This window comes from Streptomyces cylindrosporus, assembly GCF_022698165.1.
In the GTDB taxonomy this organism is placed as follows: Bacteria; Actinomycetota; Actinomycetes; order Streptomycetales; family Streptomycetaceae; genus Streptomyces; species Streptomyces cylindrosporus.
Genome location: NZ_JALDAY010000008.1, coordinates 288,852 through 310,097, shown reverse-complemented (window position 1 = coordinate 310,097; position 21,246 = coordinate 288,852). Strand labels below are relative to the sequence as shown.

At 68.9% G+C, this 21,246-nt stretch carries 21 protein-coding genes and 1 tRNA gene; 11 read left to right on the top strand and 11 right to left on the bottom strand.

Annotated features, from left to right (window positions below; all coding sequences use genetic code 11):
* Positions 1–183 precede the first annotated feature (183 nt).
* The 6 genes from MQP27_RS27090 to pknB all read left to right on the top strand — a co-directional run bounded on the left by MQP27_RS27090 (position 184) and on the right by pknB (position 8,362).
* Positions 184–1,050 carry an FHA domain-containing protein gene (locus MQP27_RS27090; RefSeq protein ID WP_242768495.1) on the top strand — a complete coding sequence of 289 codons (867 nt, stop codon included), beginning with the start codon at positions 184–186 and terminating at the stop codon, positions 1,048–1,050.
* Between the two features lie 10 nt (positions 1,051–1,060).
* Positions 1,061–1,573: an FHA domain-containing protein FhaB/FipA gene (locus MQP27_RS27085; RefSeq protein ID WP_242768489.1), complete on the top strand. Its 513-nt coding sequence runs from the start codon at positions 1,061–1,063 to the stop codon at positions 1,571–1,573.
* A 99-nt stretch (positions 1,574–1,672) separates the two neighbouring features.
* A complete protein-coding gene (locus MQP27_RS27080) occupies positions 1,673–3,259 on the top strand; it encodes a Stp1/IreP family PP2C-type Ser/Thr phosphatase (protein WP_242768771.1) in 1,587 nt (528 codons plus the stop codon).
* 27 nt (positions 3,260–3,286) lie between these two features.
* Positions 3,287–4,729: an FtsW/RodA/SpoVE family cell cycle protein gene (locus tag MQP27_RS27075; protein WP_242768486.1), complete on the top strand. Its 1,443-nt coding sequence runs from the start codon at positions 3,287–3,289 to the stop codon at positions 4,727–4,729.
* Complete coding sequence (locus MQP27_RS27070) at positions 4,726–6,213, top strand: peptidoglycan D,D-transpeptidase FtsI family protein (protein WP_242768484.1); 1,488 nt, start codon at positions 4,726–4,728, stop codon at positions 6,211–6,213. The genes MQP27_RS27075 and MQP27_RS27070 overlap by 4 nt, the downstream gene beginning before the upstream one ends.
* Before the next feature lie 169 nt (positions 6,214–6,382).
* Positions 6,383–8,362: a Stk1 family PASTA domain-containing Ser/Thr kinase gene (pknB, locus tag MQP27_RS27065; RefSeq protein WP_242768482.1), complete on the top strand. Its 1,980-nt coding sequence runs from the start codon at positions 6,383–6,385 to the stop codon at positions 8,360–8,362.
* An 80-nt stretch (positions 8,363–8,442) separates the two neighbouring features.
* Here the strand turns inward: pknB and MQP27_RS27060 are convergent, their stop codons facing one another.
* From MQP27_RS27060 to MQP27_RS27035, 6 genes are read right to left on the bottom strand one after another with little or no spacing between them, the layout of a single operon-like run.
* Complete coding sequence (locus tag MQP27_RS27060) at positions 8,443–9,210, bottom strand: class E sortase (protein WP_278196573.1); 768 nt, start codon at positions 9,208–9,210, stop codon at positions 8,443–8,445.
* Between the two features lie 6 nt (positions 9,211–9,216).
* Complete coding sequence (locus tag MQP27_RS27055) at positions 9,217–10,341, bottom strand: class E sortase (RefSeq protein WP_242768480.1); 1,125 nt, start codon at positions 10,339–10,341, stop codon at positions 9,217–9,219.
* The gene (locus MQP27_RS27050) at positions 10,338–10,976 is read right to left on the bottom strand and encodes an aminodeoxychorismate/anthranilate synthase component II (protein WP_242768472.1); all 639 of its coding nucleotides are present in this window, start codon (positions 10,974–10,976) and stop codon (positions 10,338–10,340) included. The genes MQP27_RS27055 and MQP27_RS27050 overlap by 4 nt, the downstream gene beginning before the upstream one ends.
* On the bottom strand, positions 10,973–11,170 hold the full coding sequence (locus tag MQP27_RS27045; protein ID WP_242768470.1) for a hypothetical protein: 198 nt from the start codon (positions 11,168–11,170) through the stop codon (positions 10,973–10,975). The genes MQP27_RS27050 and MQP27_RS27045 overlap by 4 nt, the downstream gene beginning before the upstream one ends.
* Positions 11,171–11,187: 17 nt before the next feature.
* Entirely contained in the window at positions 11,188–11,886 is a 699-nt protein-coding gene (locus MQP27_RS27040) for a class E sortase (RefSeq protein ID WP_242768468.1), read from the bottom strand.
* 34 nt (positions 11,887–11,920) lie between these two features.
* Positions 11,921–12,700, bottom strand: a complete 780-nt coding sequence (locus MQP27_RS27035; RefSeq protein WP_242768466.1) for a DUF881 domain-containing protein — start codon at positions 12,698–12,700, stop codon at positions 11,921–11,923.
* Between the two features lie 142 nt (positions 12,701–12,842).
* Between MQP27_RS27035 and crgA the strand changes: the two genes are divergently transcribed.
* Positions 12,843–13,097, top strand: coding sequence for a cell division protein CrgA (gene crgA, locus MQP27_RS27030; protein ID WP_030939008.1), 255 nt, complete (start codon positions 12,843–12,845; stop codon positions 13,095–13,097).
* A 280-nt stretch (positions 13,098–13,377) separates the two neighbouring features.
* On the opposite strand, the gene MQP27_RS27025 is transcribed toward crgA, so the two are convergent.
* Positions 13,378–14,262 (bottom strand): rhomboid family intramembrane serine protease, encoded by an 885-nt coding sequence (locus MQP27_RS27025; RefSeq protein WP_242768464.1) that lies wholly within the window; start codon positions 14,260–14,262, stop codon positions 13,378–13,380.
* 129 nt (positions 14,263–14,391) lie between these two features.
* Positions 14,392–14,925, bottom strand: a complete 534-nt coding sequence (locus MQP27_RS27020) for a peptidylprolyl isomerase (RefSeq protein ID WP_242768462.1) — start codon at positions 14,923–14,925, stop codon at positions 14,392–14,394.
* Between the two features lie 250 nt (positions 14,926–15,175).
* On the opposite strand from MQP27_RS27020, the gene MQP27_RS27015 reads away from it, so the two are divergent.
* Positions 15,176–15,880: a DUF5324 family protein gene (locus MQP27_RS27015; RefSeq protein WP_242768460.1), complete on the top strand. Its 705-nt coding sequence runs from the start codon at positions 15,176–15,178 to the stop codon at positions 15,878–15,880.
* 295 nt (positions 15,881–16,175) lie between these two features.
* Here the strand turns inward: MQP27_RS27015 and MQP27_RS27010 are convergent.
* A tRNA-Ala gene (locus tag MQP27_RS27010) sits at positions 16,176–16,248 on the bottom strand.
* Between the two features lie 182 nt (positions 16,249–16,430).
* On the opposite strand from MQP27_RS27010, the gene MQP27_RS27005 reads away from it, so the two are divergent.
* Both MQP27_RS27005 and MQP27_RS27000 read left to right on the top strand, forming a co-directional pair.
* The gene (locus MQP27_RS27005) at positions 16,431–16,979 is read left to right on the top strand and encodes a helix-turn-helix domain-containing protein (protein WP_242768458.1); all 549 of its coding nucleotides are present in this window, start codon (positions 16,431–16,433) and stop codon (positions 16,977–16,979) included.
* Between the two features lie 134 nt (positions 16,980–17,113).
* A complete protein-coding gene (locus MQP27_RS27000) occupies positions 17,114–18,799 on the top strand; it encodes a protein kinase domain-containing protein (protein WP_242768456.1) in 1,686 nt (561 codons plus the stop codon).
* 30 nt (positions 18,800–18,829) lie between these two features.
* Here MQP27_RS27000 and MQP27_RS26995 read toward each other — a convergent pair whose 3' ends face one another.
* Positions 18,830–20,170 carry a hypothetical protein gene (locus tag MQP27_RS26995; RefSeq protein ID WP_242768454.1) on the bottom strand — a complete coding sequence of 447 codons (1,341 nt, stop codon included), beginning with the start codon at positions 20,168–20,170 and terminating at the stop codon, positions 18,830–18,832.
* Between the two features lie 165 nt (positions 20,171–20,335).
* Entirely contained in the window at positions 20,336–20,464 is a 129-nt protein-coding gene (locus MQP27_RS26990) for a DLW-39 family protein (RefSeq protein ID WP_003999697.1), read from the bottom strand.
* Positions 20,465–20,756: 292 nt separating this feature from the next.
* On the opposite strand from MQP27_RS26990, the gene MQP27_RS26985 reads away from it, so the two are divergent.
* On the top strand, positions 20,757–21,134 hold the full coding sequence (locus MQP27_RS26985; protein WP_242768452.1) for a DUF6344 domain-containing protein: 378 nt from the start codon (positions 20,757–20,759) through the stop codon (positions 21,132–21,134).
* Positions 21,135–21,246 lie beyond the last annotated feature (112 nt).

Here is a 21,246-nt window from a genome sequence, read left to right as displayed (position 1 = left end):
AGAAGGAGTTCGAGGGACGAGTTCGAAGGGGAGCTTGGGAGGGAACTTCCGAAGCGAACTTCGACAGGCGTCGACACCCGTCGACGGGGCCGACAGGGGGAACCAGCCGATTCAACGGCGCGTGGATACGATCAGTAAGCAGTACCAGGCACGACACAGTGGCAACGACGGAGGAGGTGCCCCATGGGAGTCCTGAAGAAGTTCGAGCAGCGTCTCGAAGGTCTGGTCAACGGCACCTTCGCCAAGGTGTTCAAGTCCGAGGTCCAGCCCGTGGAGATCGCCGGCGCCCTGCAGCGCGAGTGCGACAACAACGCGACGATCTGGAACCGCGACCGGACGGTCGTACCCAACGACTTCATCGTGGAGCTGAGCACGCCGGACTTCGAGCGGCTCAGCCCCTACTCCGGCCAGCTCGGGGACGAGCTCGCCGGCATGGTGCGCGACTACGCCAAGCAGCAGCGCTACACCTTCATGGGCCCCATCAAGGTCCACCTGGAGAAGGCGGACGACCTCGACACCGGCCTGTACCGGGTGCGCAGCCGTACGCTCGCCTCCTCCAGCAACCAGCAGGCTCCCGGCGGCGCGGCCCCGGCAGCGCCGCCCGCTCCTGCGGGCCGCCCCGGCGGTTACGGCTACCCGCCGGCCGCCGCCCCCGCGGGCGCCCCGCCGATGCCGGCCGCACCGCCGCCCGGCGGCCGTCCCGGTGCCGCGCCCTACGGCGGCCAGCGGCCCGGCGGCGGCCCGGTCGGCGCTCCGCAGCCCGGCTCGCGCACCCGCCACTGGATCGAGATCAACGGCACCCGCCATCAGATCTCCCGCGCAACGCTGGTGCTGGGCCGCAGCACCGAAGCCGACGTGCGGATCGACGACCCCGGCGTCTCGCGCCGGCACTGTGAGATCCGGACCGGAACGCCCTCGACGATCCAGGATCTCGGGTCCACCAACGGCATCGTGGTGGACGGGCAGCACACCACCCGCGCTACGCTCCGCGACGGCTCGCGGATCGTCGTGGGCAGCACCACCATCATTTACCGGCAAGCCGAAGGGTGAAGCGGGGGCAATGTCAGAGCTGACCCTCACGGTCATGCGGCTGGGTTTCCTGGCCGTACTGTGGCTGTTCGTGATCGTGGCCGTGCAGGTCATCCGCAGCGACCTGTTCGGTACGCGCGTCACCCAGCGCGGGTCCAGGCGAGAGGCCGGGCGGCAGCAGCAGCCCGCCCGGCAGCAGGCGGCACCCCCGCCCCAGCGCCAGCAGGCCGGCGGCCGCCAGCGTCGTAACGCCCCCTCGAAGCTGGTCGTGAGCGAGGGCACACTCACCGGCACCACCGTCGCGCTCCAGGGCCAGACGATCACCCTGGGCCGGGCGCACGACAGCACGATCGTGCTGGACGACGACTACGCCTCCAGCCGCCATGCCAGGATCTACCCGGACCGCGACGGACAGTGGATCGTCGAGGACCTGGGCTCCACCAACGGCACGTACCTCGACCGGAGCCGGCTCACGACCCCCACGCCGATTCCACTGGGCGCGCCGATCCGCATCGGCAAGACAGTCATCGAGTTGCGGAAGTAGTGCTACATCAATGAAAAGGCGCGAGCGGAGCGAGCACGCAGCGGCGGCCCCCACCACGGGCCCCGGCGCGCTCCCGACCGGAGGGTGGGCACCGTGCGGATGTACCCGGAGCCGACGGGCGAGGTGCGCATGAGTCTGTCACTGCGCTTCGCCGCCGGATCGCACAAAGGCATGATCCGGGAGGGCAACGAGGACTCCGGATACGCCGGCCCGCGCCTGCTCGCGATCGCCGACGGCATGGGCGGCGCCGCGGCCGGCGAGGTCGCCTCCTCCGAGGCGATCTCCACGATCGTCGCGCTCGACGAGGACGTGCCCGGCTCCGACATCCTCACCTCCCTCGGCACCGCGGTGCAGCGCGCCAACGACCAGCTGCGCTCGATGGTCGAGGAGGACCCGCAGCTGGAGGGCATGGGCACCACGCTCACCGCCCTGCTGTGGACCGGCCAGCGCCTCGGCCTCGTCCACGTCGGCGACTCGCGCGCGTACCTGCTGCGCGACGGCGTCCTCACCCAGATCACGCAGGACCACACCTGGGTGCAGCGGCTGGTCGACGAGGGCCGCATCACCGAGGAAGAGGCCACCACCCACCCCCAACGCTCCCTGCTCATGCGGGCGTTGGGCAGCGGCGAGCACGTCGAGCCCGACCTCTCCATCCGCGAGGTCCGCGCCGGCGACCGCTACCTGATCTGCTCCGACGGCCTGTCCGGCGTGGTCTCGCACCAGACCCTCGAGGACACCCTCGCCAGCTACCAGGGCCCGCAGGAGACCGTGCAGGAGCTGATCCAGCTCGCGCTGCGCGGCGGCGGCCCCGACAACATCACGGTCATCATCGCCGACGTCCTGGACCTGGACACCGGGGACACCCTCGCCGGGCAGCTCTCCGACACCCCGGTCGTGGTCGGCGCGGTCGCCGAGAACCAGAACCACCTGCACCACGACCCCGGCATCATGCAGACGCCCGCGGGCCGCGCCTCCCACCTCGGCCGGCAGGTGCCGGGACAGGGCGGGGGCGGCGAGTTCGGCCCGCCCGGCTCCGGCGACACCACGGGATACATCCCGGCGGGCGGCTTCGCCGACTACAGCGACGACGACTTCGTCAAGCCCCGCAAGGGCCGCAAGTGGCTGAAGAGATCCCTCTACGGCGCCCTCGCGCTCGCCGTCATCGGCGGCGGGCTGTACGGCGGCTACCGCTGGACGCAGACGCAGTACTACGTCGGCACCAACGACGCGCACGTCGCCCTGTACCGCGGCATCAGCCAGGACCTGGCCTGGGTCTCGCTCTCGAAGGTGGAGAAGGACCACCCCGAGATCGAACTCAAGTACCTGCCGCCGTACCAGCAGAAGCAGGTCAAGAACACGATCGCCGAGGGCGGCCTCAAGGACGCCCAGACGAAGATCGACGAGCTGGCCGTGCAGGCGTCCGCGTGCAAGAAGCAGGCCGAGCGGCAGGCGGCGGAGAGCGAGAGCAACTCCAAGACCGGTCAGGGCCAGGCCGGCGGCACCACGGGAACCACCAGCACCTCCCTCACGTCAAAGGCCACGTCGTCACCGACACCGTCCTCGACGCCGTCGAAGCCGGCCACGTCCCCGACCCCGAACCCGTCCGCGACCACCGCCACTCCCAGCCCCGGCCCCAGCCTCTCGGAGGAAGAGCAGAAGGTCGTCTCGATGTGCGGTAAGCAGTAGGCAAGCCGTGAGAGGCCCCGTCACACGATGAGCAGTACTACCAACACACCGACGCACCACACGTCCACGATCGGCGCCATCGGCGCCCCGAGCCGCCGCAACACCGAGCTGGCGCTCCTGCTGTTCGCCGTGGTCATCCCGGTCTTCGCGTACGCCAACGTGGGACTGGCCATCGACGACAAGGTGCCGGCCGGCCTGCTGAGCTACGGACTCGGCCTCGGCCTGCTCGCGGGCGTCGGCCATCTCGCCGTACGGAAGTTCGCCCCGTACGCCGACCCGCTGCTGCTGCCCCTGGCCACGCTCCTCAACGGCCTCGGGCTCGTCGTGATCTGGCGCCTCGACCAGTCGAAGCTGCTGCAGTCGCTGCCCACCTATGTCGCGGCCGCACCACGCCAGCTGCTCTACACCGCGCTGGGCATCGCCCTGTTCGTGGTCGTGCTGATCTTCCTCAAGGACCACCGCGTCCTGCAGCGCTACACGTACATCTCCATGTTCGGCGCGCTGGTGCTGCTCATCCTGCCGCTGGTGCCCGGTCTCGGGGCCAACATCTACGGCGCCAAGATCTGGATCCGCGTCCCGGGCCTCGGCTCGCTCCAGCCCGGTGAGTTCGCGAAGATCGCCCTCGCCGTCTTCTTCGCCGGCTACCTGATGGTCAAGCGCGACGCCCTGGCCCTCGCCAGCCGCCGCTTCATGGGCCTGTACCTGCCGCGCGGCCGCGACCTCGGGCCGATCCTGGTCGTCTGGCTGATGTCGATCCTCATCCTGGTCTTCGAGACCGACCTGGGTACCTCGCTGCTGTTCTTCGGAATGTTCGTCATCATGCTGTACGTCGCCACCGAGCGGACCAGCTGGATCGTCTTCGGTCTGCTGATGTCCGCGGCCGGCGCGGTCGGCGTGGCCAGCTTCGAACCGCATGTGCAGCAGCGTGTCCAGGCCTGGCTCGACCCGATGAAGGAGTACAAGCTCAGCCAGGCGGGCGTGGCCGGGCACTCCGAGCAGTCGATGCAGGCGCTGTGGGCCTTCGGCTCCGGCGGCACCCTCGGCACCGGCCTCGGCCAGGGCCACTCCGACCTGATCCGGTTCGCCGCCAACTCCGACTTCATCCTCGCCACCTTCGGCGAGGAGCTGGGCCTGGCCGGCATCATGGCGGTCCTGCTGATCTACGGCCTGATCGTGGAGCGCGGCGTACGCACCGCCCTCGCCGCCCGCGACCCGTTCGGCAAGCTCCTCGCCGTCGGCCTGTCCGGTGCGTTCGCCCTCCAGGTCTTCGTCGTGGCGGGCGGTGTCATGGGCCTCATCCCGCTGACCGGTATGACGATGCCGTTCGTGGCGTACGGAGGTTCCTCCGTGCTCGCCAACTGGGCCCTGATCGGGATCCTGATCAGAATCAGCGACACCGCCCGACGCCCGGCGCCCGCCCCCGCCACCAACCCCGACGTCGAGATGACCCAGGTGGTCCGCCCGTCATGAACAAGCCCCTGCGCCGGATCGCGATCTTCTGCGGTCTGCTGGTCCTCACGCTGCTGCTGCGCGACAACTGGCTCCAGTACGTCAAGGCCGACAGCCTCAAGGACGACCCCAAGAACCGCCGTGTCACCATCGCGCGCTACTCCACCCCGCGCGGCGACATCATCGTCGACGGCGACCCGATCACCGGCTCGACCAAGACGAGCAAGAGCGGTCTCAACGACCTCGAGTACAAGCGGACGTACAAGGACGGCCCCATGTGGGCGCCGGTCACCGGATACGCCTCGCAGGCCTTCGGCGCCAACCAGCTGGAGTCCATCGAGGACGGCATCCTCACCGGCACCGACGACCGGCTCTTCTTCCGCAACACCCTCGACATGATCACGGGCAAGCAGAAGCAGGGCGGCAACGTCGTCACCACGCTCAACGCGGCCGCGCAGAAGGCCGCCTACGACGGTCTGAAGAAGCAGGGCGGCAAGGGCGCGGTCGCCGCGATCGACCCGTCCACCGGCAAGATCCTGGCGCTGGCCTCGTACCCGTCGTACGACCCCTCGACCTTCGCCGGCAACTCGACGTCGACGGACTCCAAGAACTGGACCGCGCTCCAGAAGAAGAACAACCCCTCCGACCCGATGCTCAACCGGGCGCTGCGCGAGACCTACCCGCCGGGCTCCACCTTCAAGGTGGTCACCGCCGCGGCCGCGCTGGAGAACGGGCTGTACACCTCCGCCGACGAGGCCACGGACTCGCCGCTGCCCTACATCATGAAGGGCACCACGACCGAGCTGAAGAACGAGGGCAACATCCCCTGCAAGAACGCGACGCTGCGGATCGCGCTGCGGTACTCCTGCAACACCGTCTTCGGCAAGATCGGCTCCGACCTCGGCAACGACAAGATGCTCGCCGAGGCGAAGAAGTTCGGCTTCGACTCCGAGCAGTTCACGCCGGTCCGCTCCAGCGCCTCGGTCTTCTCGGACAACATGAACTCCTCGCAGACCGCGCTGTCCTCGATCGGCCAGTTCAACACCGCCGCGACCCCGCTGCAGATGGCCATGGTCGCCTCCGCGGTCGCCAACAACGGCAAGCTGATGAAGCCGTACATGGTCGACAAGCTCCAGTCGTCGAACCTCGACACCATCTCGCAGACCGAGCCCGAGGAGCTGAGCCAGCCCCTCTCCGCGAAGAACGCGCAGATCCTGCAGTCGATGATGGAGACGGTCGTCAAGGAGGGCACGGGTACGAAGGCCCAGATCAGCGGCGTCACGGTGGGCGGCAAGACCGGTACCGCCCAGCACGGCGTGGAGAACAGCGAGAACCCGTACGCCTGGTTCATCTCCTACGCCAAGCTCCCCGACGGCAGCTCGCCGGTCGCCGTCGCCACGGTGATCGAGGACGACAACGCCAACCGTGACGACATCTCCGGTGGCGGTCTCGCCGCCCCGATCGCGAAGAGCGTGATGGAGGCGGTCATCAACTCCAAGAAGTGACCCCGCTCACGTCGCCTTCACATCGGTGCACGTTGCGATACCGGTCCTGTATCGGGTGACGCACTTGGCCAGGTCACACAAAGCTAGCCGGGTACGGTAGGCCCGGACGGCAGCCGCCGACCGCACACCCGTGCCGGTCGGGACCGACTGAGAGGGCTGGTAGGAAGCTATGGAAGAGCCGCGTCGCCTCGGCGGCCGGTACGAGCTGGGCCAGGTGCTCGGCCGTGGTGGCATGGCGGAGGTCTACCTCGCCATGGACACGCGGCTCGGTCGCACCGTGGCGGTGAAGACGCTGCGCGCCGACCTCGCGCGCGACCCGTCCTTCCAGGCCCGGTTCCGCCGGGAGGCCCAGTCGGCCGCCTCGCTCAACCATCCCGCGATCGTCGCGGTCTACGACACGGGCGAGGACTACATCGACGGGGTCTCGATCCCGTACATCGTCATGGAGTACGTCGACGGCTCCACGCTCCGTGAGCTGCTCCACTCCGGCCGCAAGCTCCTGCCCGAGCGCGCGATGGAGATGACCATCGGCATCCTCCAGGGCCTGGAGTACGCCCACCGCAGCGGCATCGTCCACCGCGACATCAAGCCCGCGAACGTCATGCTGACGCGCAACGGCCAGGTCAAGGTGATGGACTTCGGCATCGCCCGCGCCATGGGCGACTCCGGCATGACCATGACGCAGACGGCGGCGGTCATCGGCACGGCCCAGTACCTCTCGCCGGAGCAGGCCAAGGGCGAGCAGGTCGACGCCCGCTCCGACCTGTACTCGACGGGCTGCCTGCTCTACGAGCTGCTGACGGTACGGCCCCCGTTCGTCGGCGACTCCCCGGTCGCGGTCGCCTACCAGCACGTCCGGGAGGAGCCGCAGCCGCCGAGCGTCTTCGACGGTGAGATCACGCCCGAGATGGACGCAATCGTCCTGAAGGCCCTCACCAAGGACCCCAACTACCGCTACCAGTCCGCCGACGAGATGCGCATGGACATCGAGGCCTGCCTCGACGGCCAGCCCGTCGCGGCCACGGCGGCGATGGGTTCGGTCGGTTACGGCGGCTACCCCGACGACCAGCCGACGACGGCCCTGCGCTCCACGGACGCCGGCGCCACGTCGATGCTCCCGCCGATGAACCCGGACGACGGCGGCTACGGCTACGACGACCGCCCCGACCGGCGGCGCCAGAAGAAGTCGAACACCTCGACGATCCTGCTGATCGTGGCCGGTGTCCTGGTGCTGGTGGGCGCGATCCTGATCGGCAAGTGGGCGTTCAGCGGGAACAACGCGGGCAACGACACGGTGCAGGTGCCGAACCTCGTCGGCCAGTCCCAGAGCGACGCCACGAACCAGCTGAAGAACATCGACCTCAAGGTCGGCACGGTCAAGAAGCAGCCCTGCGAGGACCAGAGCAAGGGCAACGTCTGCTCCCAGGACCCGAAGTCGGGCACGCTCAAGAAGGGCGAGTCGGTCAACCTCGTCGTCTCGACCGGCGCTCCGAAGGTCGCCGTGCCGAACGTCACCGGCAAGACCCTCGACGAGGCGACGCAGATCCTGGAGGGCGACGACTACAAGTTCGTCGTCAAGACGAAGACGGAAGAGTCCACCACCGAGGACGCGAACACGGTCCTGGACCAGAACCCGAAGCTCGGCAAGGAAGTCGAGAAGGGTTCCACGATCACCCTGACCGTCGCCAAGGCTCCGGAGACCGTCGCGGTACCCGACGTCAGCGGCCAGAGCTGCGACGACGCCAAGTCCGCGCTCAAGGATGTCGGTCTGAACGGCACGTGCGTGGACACGCCCACCACCGACGACAACCAGGACGGCAAGGTCATCTCGACCACGCCGACGATCGGCACCTCGGTCAAGAAGAACTCGTCGGTCCAGCTCAACGTGGGCAAGAAGCAGGACACCACGGTCCAGGTCCCGAACATCCAGGGCCAGACCCTCAAGAACGCCAAGCAGGCGCTTCAGCAGGCGGGTCTGCAGGTCGGCAACATCACCGGCTCCCAGGACGACAACGCCATCGTCCTCGCCTCGGACCCGAGCCAGGGCAGCACGGTCAACCAGGGCAGCACGGTCAACCTGACGACCATCCAGAACGGCAACGGCAACAACAACGGCGGCACCAACTTCTTCGGCGGCACGACCGGTTAGCCGCCGACGACGTATGAAACGAATGGGCCCCTGCCGGGAAACCTCCCGGCAGGGGCCCATCGCTCTGCTTCACGGCTCTGTCAGCGCAGTTCCTTCGGCGGTGTGCGCTTGCTGTCCACCTTGTCGACCCTGACCAGCTCGCCCCAGACCACGTACCGGTAGCGGCTGGTGTACACCGGCGTGCACGTCGTCAGGGTGATGTAGTGGCCCGCCTTCGTCTTCCCCGACTCCTTCGGGATCTGGGCGAGGACCTTGACGTTGTACTTCGAGGTCTCGTCCAGGACGGCGTAGACCTTGTAGACGTACCACTTGTCCTTCGTCTCGAAGACGATCGGGTCGCCCTTCTTGAGCTTGTCGATGTTGTGGAACTTCGCGCCGTGGCCGTCCCGGTGGGCGGCGAGGGTGAAGTTGCCCTTCTTGCCGGTCATCGGGAGCGTCGCCTTGGCGGGGTCGGTGTAGTAGCCGGCCACGCCGTCGTTGAGGACCTTGGTCGACGTGCCCTTCTCCACCAGCACCTCGCCGTTCTTCATGGCGGGGACGTGCAGGAAGCCGATGCCGTTCTTGGTGTCGAGCGCGCCGGGGCCGGTGTCCTGCTGGGCCCAGCCGTCACGGACCTTGTCGGCCTGCTTGTCCGCCTTGCGGTCCGCGACGACGTTCGTCCACCACAGGGAGTAGACGACGAACAGGCCGAGGACCAGACCCGCCGTGATGAGGAGCTCGCCGAAGAAACTGACCGCCATCGCGATCCGGCCGGGGCGGCGCCGGGCATCGGACGGCACGGGTTCCCCGTCTTCCCCGGTGTGCTCTTCGTGCTGCGTGTCGTCGGCGGTGGCTGCCACGTTCTTCATCTGCCCTTAGTTGACGAGCGCATCCGGCTTGCCCTTGCTGCGCGGCCGTTCCTCGACCATCTTGCCCCAGACGATCAGCCGGTACTTGCTCGTGTACTCGGGCGTGCAGGTGGTGAGGGTGATGTACCGGCCGGCCGTGGTGAAACCGGAACCCTTCGGGATCGGGTCGATCACGCTCGTGTTGCTGGGCGAGGTCACCGGCAGCATCGACGTCATCTTGTAGACGTAGTAGTCGTCCTGCGTCTCCACGACGACCTCGTCGCCCGGCTTGAGCCGGTTGATGTACCGGAACGGCTCGCCGTGCGTGTTGCGGTGTCCCGCGAGCGCGAAGTTGCCGGTCTTCGCGGACGGCATCGCCGTCTTGAGCTTGCCCTCGCTGTAGTGGCCGACCATGCCCTTGTCGAGCACCTTCTTGTTGCTGACGCCCTCGGCGATCGGCACGACCACGTCCAGCTTGGGGATGTGGAGGATCGCGAAACCCTGCCCGGGCTCGAACTCGCCCGGTGCGCGCTTCCCGCTCGCCCAGTCCTGCTGGAGGCTGTTGGCTTCTTTGTCCGCCTGCGCGTGCGCCCGGACGTTCGTCCACCACAGCTGGTAGGAGACGAACAGCAGCATCAGCACGCCGGTGGTGATGAACACCTCACCGATGGCCCGGCTCACCAGAACGCCCGCGCTGGGCTTGCGCGCACGGGCCTGCCGGCGCGCCTCGACGCGGGAGAGCGGCGCGCCGGAGGTCGCCGGGGCGTCCTCCGTCTCCTGCCGCGCGGCTCCATGACGCCCATGACGGGCCTTGGCGGCCTTTCTGCGGGCCGCTCGACCACCCGTGGGGGTTCCCGTGGCGGATGTGACTGCTGAGGCGCCAGAGGGCCGTATGGACTCGCCGGGCGGCGGATCCGGTATCCGCAGCGCCACCGTCTCCTCGTCGATGGGCGGCAGATACTGCGGCGGCTCCTGATGCTGCGGCTGTGGCTGGGCCTGATGTTGCGGCTGAACCTGATGCTGCGGCTGCTGATACGCCTGCTGCCCGACCGCCCAGTCCTGGTCGTACGCACCGGACGACGCCTCGTACGCCCCGTACGACTCCTGCCCGTACGAGGCGTCGGACTCGCGCTCGGGGCGCAGTGCGGTCACGCCGTGGCCCTGCCCACCACCGGGGCGAGCCCCGCCGACCTCGCCACCGCGCCCTCGTAGCCGCACTCCACCAGCCAGTTGGCCAGCATCCGGTGGCCGTGCTCGGTCAGCACCGACTCGGGGTGGAACTGCACGCCCTCGACCGGGAGTTCACGGTGGCGCAGGCCCATGATGATGCCGTCGTGCGTGCGCGCCGTCACCTCCAGCTCGGCCGGGACCGTCTCCGGCTCGGCGGCCAGCGAGTGGTAGCGGGTCGCGGTGAAGGGCGAGGGCAGGCCGGCGAACACGCCCTTGCCCTCGTGCTCGACCAGCGAGGTCTTGCCGTGCAGCAGCTCCGGCGCACGGTCCACCACACCGCCGTACGCCACCTGCATCGACTGCATGCCGAGGCAGACGCCGAAGACGGGGACGCCGGTCGCCGCGCAGTGGCGGACCATCTCGATGCAGACGCCGGCCTCCTCGGGCGTGCCCGGGCCCGGCGACAGCAGTACGCCGTCGAAGCCGTCCTGCGCATGGGAGGTGGACACCTCGTCGTTGCGCAGCACCTCGCACTCGGCGCCCAGCTGGTACAGGTACTGGACCAGGTTGAAGACGAAGCTGTCGTAGTTGTCCACGACGAGAATGCGCGCGCTCACTGGTTGTCCACCGTCACATCGTTGAAGGGCAGCAGCGGTTCGGCCCACGGGAAGACGTACTGGAAGAGGACGTAGACCACGATCAGGACAAGCGCGAGCGAGAGCAGCGCCTTGATCCACGCGTTCCCCGGCAGATGCCGCCAGATCCAGCCGTACATGCCGTCCCTTCCGTTCCACCACGGCACCAGACTCACGCCGTACCCGCACCAGACTAACGGCGCAGCGCCGCCGGTTTGCCTTCGTCCACAGGCTGTGTGGAGTCCAGGTGAGCCCACACGATCAACCTGTGGCTGTGCCCCCACTCCGGATCGCACGTGGTCAGCGTGAGATACCGGCCCGGCCGTGTATACCCCGACTTACGTGGCACAGGGTCGATCACCTCAATGTCCGTGGGCACGGTTTTGTAGGGGCCTTTGTCGATCCGATACGTGAACCACGTCGTCCCGTCGGTCAGCACGACCGCGTCCCCGGGCCGCAGCTTCGGGAAGTCCACGAAGGGATCGCCGTACGTCCGCCGGTGCCCCGCGACCGCGAAGTTGCCGACCTGCCCGAGCCGCGCGGTGTTCGCGTAGTGCCCGAGCCCCTTCTTCAGGGTGTTCACGGCGGTGTTCTCAAGGACGGGCTTGTTCCACGTGAAACCAAGCCGGGGGATGTACATGATCGCGAACGGCTTGCCCTGCGCGTACGGCGCCGACGACTTCGGGGCGGCACTGCTCGCGGCCGTACTCCCGGCCGTCGACTTGGGCTGCGCGGTCTGCTTCGACCACTGGTCGTGCAGTACGTCGATCTGGTGGTTCATCGCCCCGTCCGCCCGCACCCCGGTCCAGAAGAGCACGTACACGACGAAGAGGCAGATCAGAGCGCCGACCGTGATGCACAGCTCGCTGACGGTCCTGACGACGACGCGCACCGGCGGCTCCCGGACGGCTCAGGTCGATCCACGTTCATTGCACGGGCTGGGCGTAGTGCAGATCCACTGTGCCCGAGTAGCCGGGCAGAGTCACCGTCCCGTCCTGGGTGACTTTCCAGCCCAGCCCGTAGACATTCACGTAGACCATGTAGTTCTGGATGGCCTTCGAGTCCGACAGCGCCCGGTTCAGCTTGTCGGGGTCCCCGACGGCCGTGATCTTGTACGGCGGTGAGTAGACCCGGCCCTGGAGGATCAGCGTGTTGCCCACGCAGCGCACGGCGCTGGTGGAGATCAGCCGCTGGTCCATGACCTTGATGCCCCTGGCGCCGCCCTGCCACAGGGCGTTGACCACGGCCTGCAGGTCCTGCTGGTGGATGACCAGGTAGTCGGGCTGCGGCTCGGGGTAGCCGGGGAGCTTGGCGGTGGCGTTCGGCGGGGCGTCGTTGAGGGTGACGGTGATCGCCGTGCCCTTCACCTGCTGGGTGCCGGCCTTCTTCTCCAGTGCGGTGAGTTTCTCGTCCTGTGCCTTGGTGGAGCCGTCGTCCCGCTCGGCCAGCGACTCGATGTCCCGGCGCAGCGAGGCGCTGGAGTCGTCCAGCTCCTTGTTCTTGTGGCTGCGCTCCTGGATGAGGTCGGAAAGCTTCAGCAAGGACGTGTCCGTGCGGATATTGGTGCCCTTGGCCGTATTGAAACTGGTGAAGAAAATGAGCCCCGCGAGGGCGAAGACGGCCACCGTGAGGATCCGCACGGGCCGGAAACGGCGTCCCCCGGCAGGACTGGATCCGGCCTGGGGGGAGTCGGCAGAATTGCTCAACGTACCCTTATCTCCTTCGGCACCGCGGAAGCACTACGCTAACGGACGCCCGGGGGAGCGCTAAGAGTCCCCTTGTACGCTGCCCCGGAGCCAGCCACAGTTCCCTGCGCGGCCACGCAGCGCATCGACAGGAGAGACCCTCGTGCCGAAGTCACGTATCCGCAAGAAGGCCGACTACACGCCGCCGCCGGCGAAGCAGGCGACCAGCATCAAGCTGAACAGCCGCGCCTGGGTCGCACCCGTGATGCTGGCCATGTTCCTCATCGGGCTGGCCTGGATCGTCGTCTTCTACGTGACCGACGGTTCGCTGCCCATCGACGCACTGGACAACTGGAACATCGTGGTCGGTTTCGGCTTCATCGCCGCCGGATTCGGTGTCTCCACGCAGTGGAAGTAGCGGTCGAAGGAACGGCTACGGGCGGGTGAACTCAGCTCTGCCCACGGCTATCCGCTGAGTTATCCACAGCCCGGAGAAAAATCCACAGAACCCCTGGGGAAAAGACGACGATCTGTGGATAACCCCTAGCCGGTTGACGCCGGTACGACTGTCACACCCATCTTCGCAAGCCTGTTCGCCCCCTGCCTGACCTGCAGAAACGCTGGTCGGTGACAGGGGGCACAGCTGTTCCCGCACACCATGCACAAGATTCGCCACCCGCTGTGGACAACCGGGTACGTCAGGTGAGCTGAGCCGTCCTGACCAGGCTCAGCACCACGACGACGACCAGGACGAGAGCGCAGGTGCCGTACTGGACGAGGGCGCGGCGCTCGCGGGGGGCGTGGACCATTCCGTAGCCGGTGACAACGCCGGCGACGAGGCCGCCGATGTGGGCCTGCCAGGAGATGCCGCTCCAGCTGAAGGTGAAGATCAGGTTGATCACGAGCAGGGCGATGATCGGCCGCAGGTCGTAGTTGAGCCGCCGCATGAGGACGGCCGTGGCGCCGAAGAGGCCGAAGATGGCTCCGGAGGCACCGAGCGTGCTCGTGGTCGGTGAGGCCAGCAGGTAGACCAGGGCGCTGCCCGCCAGCCCCGAGGTGAAGTAGACCGCGAGGTAGCGGGCACGGCCGAGCGCCGCTTCGAGGGGTCCGCCCAGCCACCACAGACTCAGCATGTTGAAGCCGATGTGCCAGATCTCCTGGTGGGTGAACATCGAGGTCACCATGCGGTACCACTCGCCTGCGGCGACTCCCTCGGTGGCCTTGTAGGGGGCCGGGGGCCACTCGCCGAGAAGGACCAGGTCGTTCAGGAGCGACGGCCGCACATGGACCGCGATGAAGACGGCGATGTTGATGCCGATGAGGATCTTGGTGACCAGGCGGGGGTCGGTCGTGACTGTGCCGCCTGCCACGGTGCGGGGGCGGGAGGCGGCCGGGGTGTGGCCCGTGCCGGAGTCGCCGCGGGCGCATTCGGGGCACTGGAAGCCGACGGAGGCGTTGACCATGCACTCGGGGCAGATCGGGCGCTCGCAGCGGGTGCAGCGGATGCCGGTCTCGCGGTCCGGGTGGCGGTAGCAGCCGGGCAGGCTCTGGGCGTCCTGCGAGCTGCCTGCCGCGTGGTCCATGACATCCCCTTGGTCGTCGTACGGGTGCCGCGCCGAAAAGCACCGCCCCGCCCATCTTTACGGATGAGCGGGGCGTTTGGTTCCTGCTGTGCGGGCACTCGGTCCCTGCGGGCCGGGTCTCCGCTGTGCTCAGCTCTCGCGGGTCTCGACGACGACCGACTCGATGACCACGTCGTTCACCGGGCGGTCGGTGCGCGGGTTGGTCTGGGTGGTGGCGATGGCGTCGATGACCTTCTGGCTGGCCGCGTCGGTGACCTCGCCGAAGATGGTGTGCTTGCGGTTCAGCCACGTCGTCGGGGCGACGGTGAGGAAGAACTGCGAGCCGTTGGTGCCCGGACCGGCGTTGGCCATGGCCAGCAGGTAGGGCTTGTTGAAGGAGAGGTCCGGGTGGAACTCGTCCTCGAACTGGTAGCCGGGGCCGCCGGTGCCGTTGCCCAGCGGGTCGCCGCCCTGAATCATGAAGCCGCTGATCACCCGGTGGAAGACCGTGCCGTCGTAGAGCCTGTCCGTGGACTTCTGGCCCGTGGCCGGGTTGATCCACTCACGCTCGCCGTTGGCGAGCTCGACAAAGTTCCGGACCGTCTTGGGCGCGTGGTTCGGCAGAAGCCGGACTTCGATGTCGCCATTGTTGGTCTTCAGGGTGGCGTAAAGCTGCTCAGCCACGATCTGCCTTCCGTTGTCTTCCTGTGACCCCCCGATCCTCGCACGGTTCGCGGAAATCCGGCCTTGTACCCCCGGGTACCGGAGCGCCGGGCGGCGATCCGTGGCATTGTCGACGACAAGCTCTCGTTGCCCCGTATTCATCCTCATGACCCGGATGCCCGCCCTCACATGCCTGGGGATCTGTTGGCAGGCATGATCCGTAAAAGGGTGGAAAGTCGAAATACCGTACGCCACCGAGGAGGAGGAACCCGTGACCCGCATCGACAGCGTGCGCGCCGCGACCGGTTCGGCGAAGGACAGCGTGCTGCACGCCGCGGACGTGGTGGCGCCCTACGCCGAGACGGCCAAGGACAGGACCGCGCACTACGCACACGAGGCACGCGTACGGCTCGCGCCGAAGGTGTCGCAGGCCGCCGGTCAGGCCCGCGTCCAGTACGACGCTTATGTCGTACCGCGGCTGGAGCAGGCCCGTACCCATGTGCCGCCCAAGGTCGACCAGGCCGCCCACGAGGCCGCCGTCCGCACGCGTAAGGCGGCCCGGCAGGCAGCCGACTACTCCCGGCCGAGGATCGAGCAGGCGGTGGCCGCGGCCGGCCCCATGAAGGACGAGGCCGCCGCGCGTGGCGTCGCCGCACTTGCGGCGCTGCGCGGCCAGGTCTCGCCGAAGGAGATCCAGAAGCTGACCCGTAAGCACGAGCGGCGGGCGCGGGCGGGCCGGGCGGCCAAGGTGCTGCTGGTGCTCGGCGCGCTCGCGGGCGGCGCCTTCGCCGCCTGGAAGTGGTGGGACAAGCAGGCGAACCCGGACTGGCTCGTCGAGCCGCCTGCCGCGACGGAGGTTCCGGAGCCGAACCGGCTGTCGTCGGTGGACGGCAGTGGTCAGTCGGTGCTCGACCCGGAGGTCCAGGCCAAGGAGGCCGAGGAGGCCGCCAAGGGCGAGGGCGAAGAGCGTCGTTGACCTGAGTCCGGGCGGTCCCGAACTGCGCTGTGGGGCGGGAGACTTGAGGGTCTCCCGCCCCACAGCGATGTTTCACGTGGAACATCGGTGATGTTTACACGATCTCCACATGATGACGTTTGCAACGGACGATGACCGTATTCGCCCCGCGCGACCTGCACGGCAACCCTGAGCGAGAGGACCGCTCCCCCGACTTTGCGCAAACAAGTGCAACGATCCGGCGCCCGCTCTCGTGACGCACGTCACAAAAAAGACCCCTCCGACCGTGTTCTCTCAGGTCGGAGGGGTTCCGTTGTGGAGCCTAGGGGAGTCGAACCCCTGACATCTGCCATGCAAAGACAGCGCTCTACCAACTGAGCTAAGGCCCCTCGCATGAAGCGTCCGCACGGATCAAACAGACCCCGGCGGGCGTCGCAGACCAGAGTACCGGGTCACCCCCGGGATCTCGCAAAAAGATTGGGGGTCCCCGCAGGCGACCACTCTCCGTAAGATGCTCGGCGTGGTTCGCTGTCGCGAACCACAGTACTTGGGGAAGCGATGGGGAGACGCAATGGACGCCGCACAGCAGGAAGCGACCGCAAGAGCGCGGGAACTGCAGCGGAACTGGTACGGGGAGCCGCTGGGGGCGCTCTTCCGTAAGCTCATCGACGATCTTGGCCTCAACCAGGCTCGTCTCGCGGGGGTACTGGGCCTGTCCGCTCCGATGCTGTCGCAGCTGATGAGCGGTCAGCGGGCGAAGATCGGCAACCCGGCGGTGGTCCAACGGGTGCAGCTGCTGCAGGACCTGGCGGGGCAGGTCGCGGACGGCAGCGTCAGCGCGGCCGAGGCCACCGACCGGATGGAGGAGATCAAGAAGTCCCAGGGGGGATCCGTGCTCAGCAACACCACGACCACGACGAGCAGTTCGGGCGCGCCGACGGTCAAGCGGGTCGTCCGCGAGATCCAGTCGCTGCTGCGTTCGGTGGCCGCCGCGGGCGACATCATCGACGCCGCGGACACCCTCGCCCCGACCCATCCGGAACTGGCAGAGTTCCTCCGGGTGTACGGCGCCGGCCGCACCTCCGACGCGGTGGCGCACTACCAGTCCCACCAGAACTGAAGCCGCGGCCCGGTTCGCCGAAGGGGGTTCGGCGGCCGGGCCCCGGTCCGTGTGCGGGGGAACGAGGGGAGTCGTATCGCTCATCGCGGGGGAAGCAAGGGGGGTAGCCGAAGGGGGAGGAGCGACGCACTGCCATGGGTGAGGTCTTCGCCGGCCGGTACGAACTGGTCGACCCGATCGGACGCGGCGGGGTCGGCGCGGTCTGGCGCGCCTGGGACCACCGGCGCCGCCGGTACGTGGCCGCCAAGGTGCTCCAGCAGCGGGACGCCCACTCACTGCTGCGGTTCGTCCGTGAGCAGGCGCTGCGGATCGACCACCCCCATGTGCTCGCGCCCGCCAGCTGGGCGGCCGACGACGACCAGGTCCTGTTCACGATGGACCTGGTCGCCGGCGGCTCTCTGGTCCATCTGGTCGGCGACTACGGCCCCCTGCCACCGGCTTTCGTCTGCACGCTGCTCGACCAGCTGCTGTCGGGGCTGGCCGCGGTGCACGGGGAGGGCGTCGTCCACCGGGACATCAAGCCGGCCAACCTGCTGCTGGAGGCCACCGGTACGGGCCGGCCGCGGCTGCGGCTGTCGGACTTCGGGATCGCCATGCGGCTGGGCGAACCACGGCTGACCGAGACCAACCTCGTGGTGGGGACGCCCGGTTATCTCGCGCCGGAGCAGATGATGGGCGCGGAGCCGGACTTCCCGGCGGACCTGTTCGCCGTCGGTCTGGTCGCGCTGTATCTGCTGGAGGGCGCCAAGCCCGATGCCAAGGCGCTGATCCAGTACTTCGCGGCGCACGGGACGCCGAGTGCGCCCACGGGGATACCCGAGCCGCTGTGGCAGGTCGTGGCGACGCTGCTCCAGCCGGACCCGGTGGCGCGGTTCCGCACGGCCACGGGGGCGCGCAAGGCGCTCGCCGCGGCGGCGGAGCTCCTGCCGGAGCCGAGCGCCGACGACGAACTGATCGAGATCTTCGACCAACTCGGCCCACTGCCACCGGGCTTCGCCGTAACGGGACCGCTGAAGCGGGCGCCGGGGGTGGAGGTGCGGGGTGGAGTGGGTTCCGGGACGGGCACGGGGACAGAGACTGGGTCGGGTTCGGGGCCGGGCTCCGGGCCGGGGACGGGGACAGGGACAGGGTCGGGTTCCGGACCGGGTTTCGGGACAGCGTCGGGCGCGGATTCGGGCACCGGCAGCGGCGCGGAAGTGGGCGCGGGGACAAGTTCCGGCGCGGGCAACGATTCGAGTGCGGCGGCAGCCGCAGGAGCGGCCGCGGGCACCGGGGCCTCGGGGGTCTCCGGGGCGCGAACAGACACCGGATCGTCCGTGAACCCCGTACCGCCGACCGATCCCCGCCAAGCCACCTCCCCCCGGCCACAGCCCACGCCCTCCTCGCAGCCGCCGAGCATGTCGGACACCGGCAGCTTCCACCTGCCACCGCCGGAAGCCACCCCCTCCTCCCCTCGAACCACCGCTCCCCAACCACCGCAGCCACAACACCACGCGCAGGCACATCCACATCCCCAGCCCGCCTACGCCTCCCCCCACGACCCCACGCACGTCCTGTCCTCCCCCCGGCCCTGGACCCAATCACCGCAGCACCATCGCGACCATCGCGACGACGCCTCTACTGCTTCGTACACCGCCCAGGACCCGCGGGTTCCACCTCACGCCCAGGAATTCGCGCCGGACCTCGCACCCCGCGACCACCGCACGGCCCACCGAGCCCGCCGCCGCCCCGGCGGCCCACCGGCCAAGGTCGCGGTCCCCCTCCTGCTGCTGGCCCTGGCCTGCTACGCCGTGGGCTTCTGGGCTCTGACCCGCATCTGAAGCCCGACCCACCCCCTGCGCGGCTCGGCCTCACACGGCCCCGGCCCCCCGCCGCCCCACCACCGTCCAGACCCCCAGCCCGACCAGCACCACCGTGCCCGTGCCAAGGCCGCCCAGCGCGAGGGCCTCCATCGTGGTGTCGTCGCTCCCGGTCTCGCCCTGCGCGGCCGCCTGCCGATCCGCCGCCGTGATGGTGAAGAGGTCCCCCGGGACGGGCTGACCCGCGTACCCGGGGCCGTCCTGTGCCGTGCCCGACACCCGCACGCGCAGCGTCAGGTCGAACGGCCCGTCGCCGAAGTCGTCCGCCACCCCGGCGGAAAGGTGCACGGCCAGGTAGTACGAGCCGGCGAACCGCATGCCGTTGACCTTGGTGTTGTTGCGGGCGTAGCGGTTGGCGTAGGCGACGGCGGGCAGCGGGGCCAGGGAGGCCGACACCTGGGTGCCGTCGTAACCCGTGTCGGCGTCGGCGACCTCGGCGCGGACGGGGTTGTAGAGGGTCATGTTCAGGGCGTCGACGGCGTAACCGGCACCCCCACCCCCGGACCCGCCCAGGTCCGCGGTGGCCGAGAGCCGGCGGCCCCAGTCCACGGGGACCCTGTAGTACAGCGTCTGGCCGGGCGAGATGCCGGTGCGCCAGACGCCCTGGTCGATGGCTGCCGCCTTGGAGAACCCCGCGCCCCCGGAACGGCTCCGCGCCTCGCCCGCGAGCGGCTCCGGCGAGGCGGAGTCCCAGGCGCTGGGAGCACTCGTCGCGCCGGTCCGCGTCAACGCCGGCTCGGTCGCGGTGGTGAGCTCCAGATCCCAGGTGCCGACCGCGGAGTCCGCCGTACCGACGCGCTCGACGAGCACGTAGTACGGGCCGCTGCCCGTGCACAGGGGCGTCGGCGGGGAGGTCGTACGGGCGCCCCAGGCCGTGAGGGGGCGCGGGCTGCCGGAGGAGCCGAAGTTGGCGCTCTCGTAGGAGCAGGGGTGGCTGTCGGCGTTCTGCACGGACACCCTGATGCCGTCGCTCACGGAGAGCTTGCCGCCGCCCGCGCGGGGGACGGCGGTGACGGAGACATAGGCGTTGGAGGTGTCGTCCAGGTCCAGGCGGTAGTACAGCTTCGCGGCCCTGGGGAGGGAGCTGCGGTAGTCCTTGCCGGCGTCGAGCGGCTGGGCGTCGGCGGTGCCGGTCGCTCCGTCGACGGAGACGGCGTCCTCGGCGAAGGCGTACGAGGAGCCCGCCGGGCCGGCCTCCGGTGCCGCCGCGGCCGGCCAGGACGCCGGCCCCGCCGACGCGCACAGCAGCGCCACGACGGCCGCCCCGCGCCCCCACGCCGTACGCCGCCCCATCACGCGCCACCCCTCGTCGTCGCCCGGACCGTGGCCCATCCTGCCCCGTGGGGCCCCGGCTCATCCGCGCATCGCAGGCGGGCGTCCGAAACGCACGGGTCCGCTACCGCCTCGGCAGCTGTCGCGCAACCGCGAGCGGCCGGAGAAACGCAAAACCCCGACCGTGCGGACGGCCGGGGTCTCTTCAGAATCGGATGTCGGTACTCACGAACCCGTGGGCACGGAGTCGGTCGCCTCCGTCCACAGATCCTGCTCGGCGCGATCCGCCTGGATCTGGCGGTACACGAGGAGCCCGCCGATGGCGGCCAGTGCGACCAGGAGAAGCTTCTTCACCGCGCGACCTCGTCTTTCCTTGACGTAGGGGACCTCTGGCGCCCGACTATACACACCGACCGATATCGATCGGTGACCTGTGTGGAGCCCCAACTCCCGCCCCGGACAACGCAGTCGAAGCGGAAGCAGTTACTCCAAATTATCCCTTTGGCGGCTTTCTCGGCATCTTGCACCCATCCGGGTGGTGTTCATCTGAAGATCGACGCGCCATGGGCGTCGGTCCCACACTTCGCCGCCCCCATACACATCATGAGGAAAGTACGCAAATCGCCCAACCCGAAAGTGAGGGGCCATGGCCCAGAACCAGGTCATGAAGCTGTGGACCGCCATCGTCACCGCCTTCCTCGCGCTGTGCACGGCGCTCGGACTCGTCACGACGACCGCCGCCGCGGCCGTAACGCAGACCGAGGCGAGCAGCAACAGCACGAGCGGCATCGCACGACACCTGACGATGCCCACACCGACCGGATCCTGGTACTGGTCCTGCGTCCGCGATCTGCCCCCCACGATGAAGCAGCGCATCCGCGCCGAGGCCCACGGCAAGTCCCCCAGCTGCCGCAACCGCCCCGCCGGCGACTCGGAAGCCACCACGGACACGGCGACGAACACCGCCGCGAACACGGCCACCGACACCGACCTGACCGAACCGGCCGTCCCCCTGCAGCGCTGAGCCCCTCCGCACCGCACCCCGACGCAACCGACGTAACGGCGAACTTGCGTACCCGATCGTCTGCGCGCAGGACCCCCGGCCCCGACGGGCCGGGGGTTTCCGCGTTCGGGCA

Excerpts from the sequence above, each read along its gene's own strand:
- MQP27_RS27090 (WP_242768495.1), top strand. The coding sequence starts at position 184 with ATGGGAGTCCTGAAGAAGTTCGAGCAGCGTCTCGAAGGTCTGGTCAAC.
- MQP27_RS27085 (WP_242768489.1), top strand. The coding sequence starts at position 1,061 with ATGTCAGAGCTGACCCTCACGGTCATGCGGCTGGGTTTCCTGGCCGTA.
- MQP27_RS27080 (WP_242768771.1), top strand. The coding sequence starts at position 1,673 with ATGTACCCGGAGCCGACGGGCGAGGTGCGCATGAGTCTGTCACTGCGC.
- MQP27_RS27075 (WP_242768486.1), top strand. The coding sequence starts at position 3,287 with ATGAGCAGTACTACCAACACACCGACGCACCACACGTCCACGATCGGC.
- MQP27_RS27070 (WP_242768484.1), top strand. The coding sequence starts at position 4,726 with ATGAACAAGCCCCTGCGCCGGATCGCGATCTTCTGCGGTCTGCTGGTC.
- pknB (WP_242768482.1), top strand. The coding sequence starts at position 6,383 with ATGGAAGAGCCGCGTCGCCTCGGCGGCCGGTACGAGCTGGGCCAGGTG.
- MQP27_RS27060 (WP_278196573.1), bottom strand. The coding sequence starts at position 9,210 with ATGAAGAACGTGGCAGCCACCGCCGACGACACGCAGCACGAAGAGCAC.
- MQP27_RS27025 (WP_242768464.1), bottom strand. The coding sequence starts at position 14,262 with ATGGACCACGCGGCAGGCAGCTCGCAGGACGCCCAGAGCCTGCCCGGC.
- MQP27_RS27005 (WP_242768458.1), top strand. The coding sequence starts at position 16,431 with ATGGACGCCGCACAGCAGGAAGCGACCGCAAGAGCGCGGGAACTGCAG.
- MQP27_RS27000 (WP_242768456.1), top strand. The coding sequence starts at position 17,114 with ATGGGTGAGGTCTTCGCCGGCCGGTACGAACTGGTCGACCCGATCGGA.
- MQP27_RS26995 (WP_242768454.1), bottom strand. The coding sequence starts at position 20,170 with ATGGGCCACGGTCCGGGCGACGACGAGGGGTGGCGCGTGATGGGGCGG.
- MQP27_RS26985 (WP_242768452.1), top strand. The coding sequence starts at position 20,757 with ATGGCCCAGAACCAGGTCATGAAGCTGTGGACCGCCATCGTCACCGCC.